This is a genomic window from Roseicyclus sp. (assembly GCF_052168335.1).
Taxonomy (GTDB): Bacteria; Pseudomonadota; Alphaproteobacteria; order Rhodobacterales; family Rhodobacteraceae; genus Roseibacterium.
On the sequence record NZ_JBQLZP010000220.1, the window covers coordinates 1 to 3,297 of the forward strand.

Below are 3,297 nucleotides of genomic sequence, written 5' to 3' on the forward strand. Positions count from 1 at the left end.
GCGTGGCTGTTCCTGCTGGTCGCCTCGGCGTTGATGCTGGGCGCGTGGCTGAGGCAAGGACGCCGCTAGAGGCCGCTACAGGAAGCGTTCGCCGCCGCAGGTCGGGCAGCGCACCGTGCGCCGCCCGAGGCAGCCGTCGCAGCGCCCGAGCAGCGGGTGGCCGTCGCTGTCGCTGCCCTTCAGCACGTGGCCCGAGCCGCCGCAGATCCCGCAGGGCGCCATGCCCTGCCCGCTGCAGCGGTGGCAGCGGCGTTTCTCGTAAGCCTCGGGTTTGCCCCGGCTGGTGCGAAGTTCGCGATACATGGCACAGGCCCTCGATGGACTCGGTCCGAAGCCTGCGATCATAGACGGGATTCGTGGCGAGGTTTGGGCGGGTGCCGTCCGCGCTCAACCGGGCTCGGGCATGACGGTCATCATCATTCCGGCACTCCAGCTGACCGCCTCGAAGCAGACCTGGGAACCCGCGCCCCCGCACCAGCCACCGTCGCGCGCGATCAGCAGGATCGGACGCCCGTTCCAGTCGGTCATCCGCCAGCCCTCGGACTGGAAGCTCCAGCTCTCCCCTCCGATCACGGCGTGGAGCGTGCAGCCGCCCGATCCGCAATACATGCTGGCCGCGGAGGTGCAGGTGAAGCGCGACGCGTCGATCAGGCGGTCGAGCGGCTCAGTGCCGTCGAGATCGGCCTCGACCACGGCCTCTCCTTGCGAGAATTCGCCGTTCTCGAAGCTCGCGCAGTCCGCGGCCGCCGCCGAGAGGATGGCCTCGACCGGGTCCGCCGCGGCGATGCCGGGCAGAGCGGCGAGCAGGGCTGCGAGTGCGAAGCGCATGGGACGGATCCTCCGGTTGGTCGACCTCTGCGATCATGCTCTCAGAACGGTTTGAACACGACCAGGAAGAGGACGCCGATCGCGAAGAGGACCGAGAGCTCGTTGAAGACGCGCAGCCAGAGGTCGCTCTGCTCGAAGACGCCCCGCCGCGCGCGCAGGACCAGCAGCCCCGTCCAGCCGTAATGCGCGGCGAGCACGGCGACGAGGCCGAGCTTCGTCCAGGCCCAGAGCGGGAAGCCCCACCACCAGAACAGCCAGAGGCCGGAGAGAATCGCGATGACGCCGAGCCCGAGCGAGAAGCGGTAGACGCGCATCGTCAGGTCGCCCGCCGGGCCGAACTCCCCCGTCTTGGCGAATTCGCGCTTCCAGTAGATGAGACCGCGGGGGGCCACGAAGATCCCCGTCATCCAGCCGAGAACGGCCAGCAAATGCAGCACCTTGACCCATTCCATACGCATCCTCGTGACGGCAAAAGGATGCGGCGGCAATGGGCGATTTCGCCTCAGCGCGCGAGGTGGCAGGGCCTTTCTCCTTGCCAGATGCCGTGAATTGGTTATCTTTCCTTACCAATTGCTCGCTGCTCGAGGGAGGAGACCCGATGGAGATGCCCGCACCCGACGCCGCGATCCTCGCGCGGAAGCCCCGGATCGTCGCGCGCCTGCAGGAGGTGCTGCCCTCCGTCGCCGTGATCCACGACGAGGCCGAGACGCGCGCCTACGAATGCGACGCGCTGACCGCCTACCGCTGCCCGCCGCTGGCGGTGGTCCTGCCGTCGAGCACGGCGGAGGTCGCGGCCGTCCTGAAGATCTGCCACGAGGAGGGGGTGCCGGTGGTGCCGCGCGGCTCGGGCACCTCGCTCGCGGGCGGCGCGCTGCCGACGGCGGACAGCGTGATCGTCGGCGTCTCGCGCCTGAACCGGGTGCTCGAGGTGGACTACGACAACCGCTTCATCCGCGTGCAGTCCGGGCGCACCAACCTGAGCGTGACGGGCGCGGTCGAGCAGGAGGACTTCTTCTACGCGCCCGATCCGTCCTCGCAGCTCGCCTGCGCCATCGCGGGCAACATCGCGATGAACTCGGGCGGGGCGCATTGCCTGAAATACGGCGTGACGACCAACAACCTGCTGGGCGTCACGATGGTCACGATGGACGGGCAGATCCTCGAGATCGGCGGCGCGCATCTCGACGCGGGCGGCTACGACCTCTTGGGCGTGATCTGCGGCTCGGAAGGTCAGCTCGGCATCGTGACGGAGGCGACGCTGCGCATCCTGCGCAAGCCCGAGGGGGCCCGGCCCGTTCTGATCGGCTATGCCTCGAACGAGGTCGCGGGGGCCTGCGTGTCGGACATCATCAAGGCGGGCGTCCTTCCGGTGGCCATTGAGTTCATGGACCGCCCCTGCATCGAGGCGACGGAGGCCTTCGCCAGGGCGGGCTACCCGATGTGCGAGGCGCTCCTGATCGTCGAGGTCGAGGGCAGCCCCGCCGAGATCGACGAGCAGCTCGGCGTCATCAAGCAGATCGCGCGCGCCCACGATCCGGTCGAGCTGCGCGAGGCGCAGTCCGAGGACGAGGCCAGGCGCATCTGGCTCGGGCGCAAGTCGGCCTTCGGCGCGATGGGACAGATCAACGACTACATGTGCCTCGACGGGACGATCCCGGTGAGCGCGCTGCCGGAGGTGTTGCGGCGCATCGGCGAGATGTCCAGGGAATACGGGCTCGGCGTCGCGAACGTCTTCCACGCGGGCGACGGCAACATGCATCCCCTCATCCTCTTCGACGCCAACAAGCCCGGCGATCTCGAGCTCTGCGAGGCTTTCGGGGCGGACATCCTGAAGCTCTGCGTGGAGGTCGGCGGGTGCCTGACGGGCGAGCACGGCGTCGGCATCGAGAAGCGCGACCTGATGACCGCGCAGTTCGCGCCGCAGGATCTCGAGATACAGATGAAGGTGAAGGACGTCTTCGACCCGAAGTGGCTGCTGAACCCGGCGAAGGTGTTTCCGCTGAAGGCGTCGGAGGGACGGCGCGCCAAGGGGATCGCCGCCTGACGGCGGCGACCCGTGCGAGGGGCGCTGCCCCTCGCGCTCCCCGGCGTATTTTCTGAAAGATGAAGGAGCGAGGGACGGTGCTGAGGCCTGCGGACGAAGCTGAACTGGGCGAGGCCATCGCGGCGGCGTCGGGCCCCTTGCGCATCCTCGGCGGGGGCACGCGCCCCGTGGGCCGGCCGGTGGAGGGAGAGGTCCTGTCGGTGGCGGGCCTTGGGGGCGTGGAGCTCTACGAGCCGGGTGCGCTGACGCTGGTGGTGCGGGCGGGAACGCCGCTCGCCGAGGTCGAGGCGCTGCTGGCCGCCGAGAACCAGCGCCTGCCCTTCGAGCCGATGGACCACCGCGCGCTGCTCGGGACGGAGGGCGAACCCACGATCGGGGGCGTCGTGGCGGCGAACGTCTCGGGGCCGCGCCGCATCCAGGCGGGC

General features: G+C 69.5%; 5 protein-coding genes. 2 read left to right on the forward strand and 3 right to left on the reverse strand.

The genetic code is table 11. From position 1 onward, the window contains the following. Window positions 1-75: 75 nt before the first annotated feature. The 3 genes from ACTS11_RS06780 to ACTS11_RS06790 form a co-directional block, all read right to left on the reverse strand. Window positions 76-303 carry a hypothetical protein gene (locus tag ACTS11_RS06780; RefSeq protein WP_442639571.1) on the reverse strand — a complete coding sequence of 76 codons (228 nt, stop codon included), beginning with the start codon at window positions 301-303 and terminating at the stop codon, window positions 76-78. A gap of 84 nt (window positions 304-387) precedes the next feature. Then, window positions 388-828: a hypothetical protein gene (locus ACTS11_RS06785; RefSeq protein ID WP_442639572.1), complete on the reverse strand. Its 441-nt coding sequence runs from the start codon at window positions 826-828 to the stop codon at window positions 388-390. A gap of 41 nt (window positions 829-869) precedes the next feature. Continuing rightward, a complete protein-coding gene (locus tag ACTS11_RS06790) occupies window positions 870-1,280 on the reverse strand; it encodes a CopD family protein (RefSeq protein WP_442639573.1) in 411 nt (136 codons plus the stop codon). Between the two features lie 146 nt (window positions 1,281-1,426). Here ACTS11_RS06790 and ACTS11_RS06795 point away from each other — a divergent pair, with 146 nt between their 5' ends. Then, window positions 1,427-2,872, forward strand: coding sequence for an FAD-linked oxidase C-terminal domain-containing protein (locus ACTS11_RS06795; protein ID WP_442639574.1), 1,446 nt, complete (start codon window positions 1,427-1,429; stop codon window positions 2,870-2,872). Between the two features lie 59 nt (window positions 2,873-2,931). Beyond that, a partial coding sequence (locus ACTS11_RS06800) for an FAD-binding protein (RefSeq protein WP_442639575.1) occupies window positions 2,932-3,297 on the forward strand: 366 nt, incomplete at its 3' end.

Excerpts from the sequence above, each read along its gene's own strand:
- ACTS11_RS06785 (WP_442639572.1), bottom strand. The coding sequence starts at position 828 with ATGCGCTTCGCACTCGCAGCCCTGCTCGCCGCTCTGCCCGGCATCGCC.
- ACTS11_RS06790 (WP_442639573.1), bottom strand. The coding sequence starts at position 1,280 with ATGGAATGGGTCAAGGTGCTGCATTTGCTGGCCGTTCTCGGCTGGATG.
- ACTS11_RS06780 (WP_442639571.1), bottom strand. The coding sequence starts at position 303 with ATGTATCGCGAACTTCGCACCAGCCGGGGCAAACCCGAGGCTTACGAG.
- ACTS11_RS06795 (WP_442639574.1), top strand. The coding sequence starts at position 1,427 with ATGGAGATGCCCGCACCCGACGCCGCGATCCTCGCGCGGAAGCCCCGG.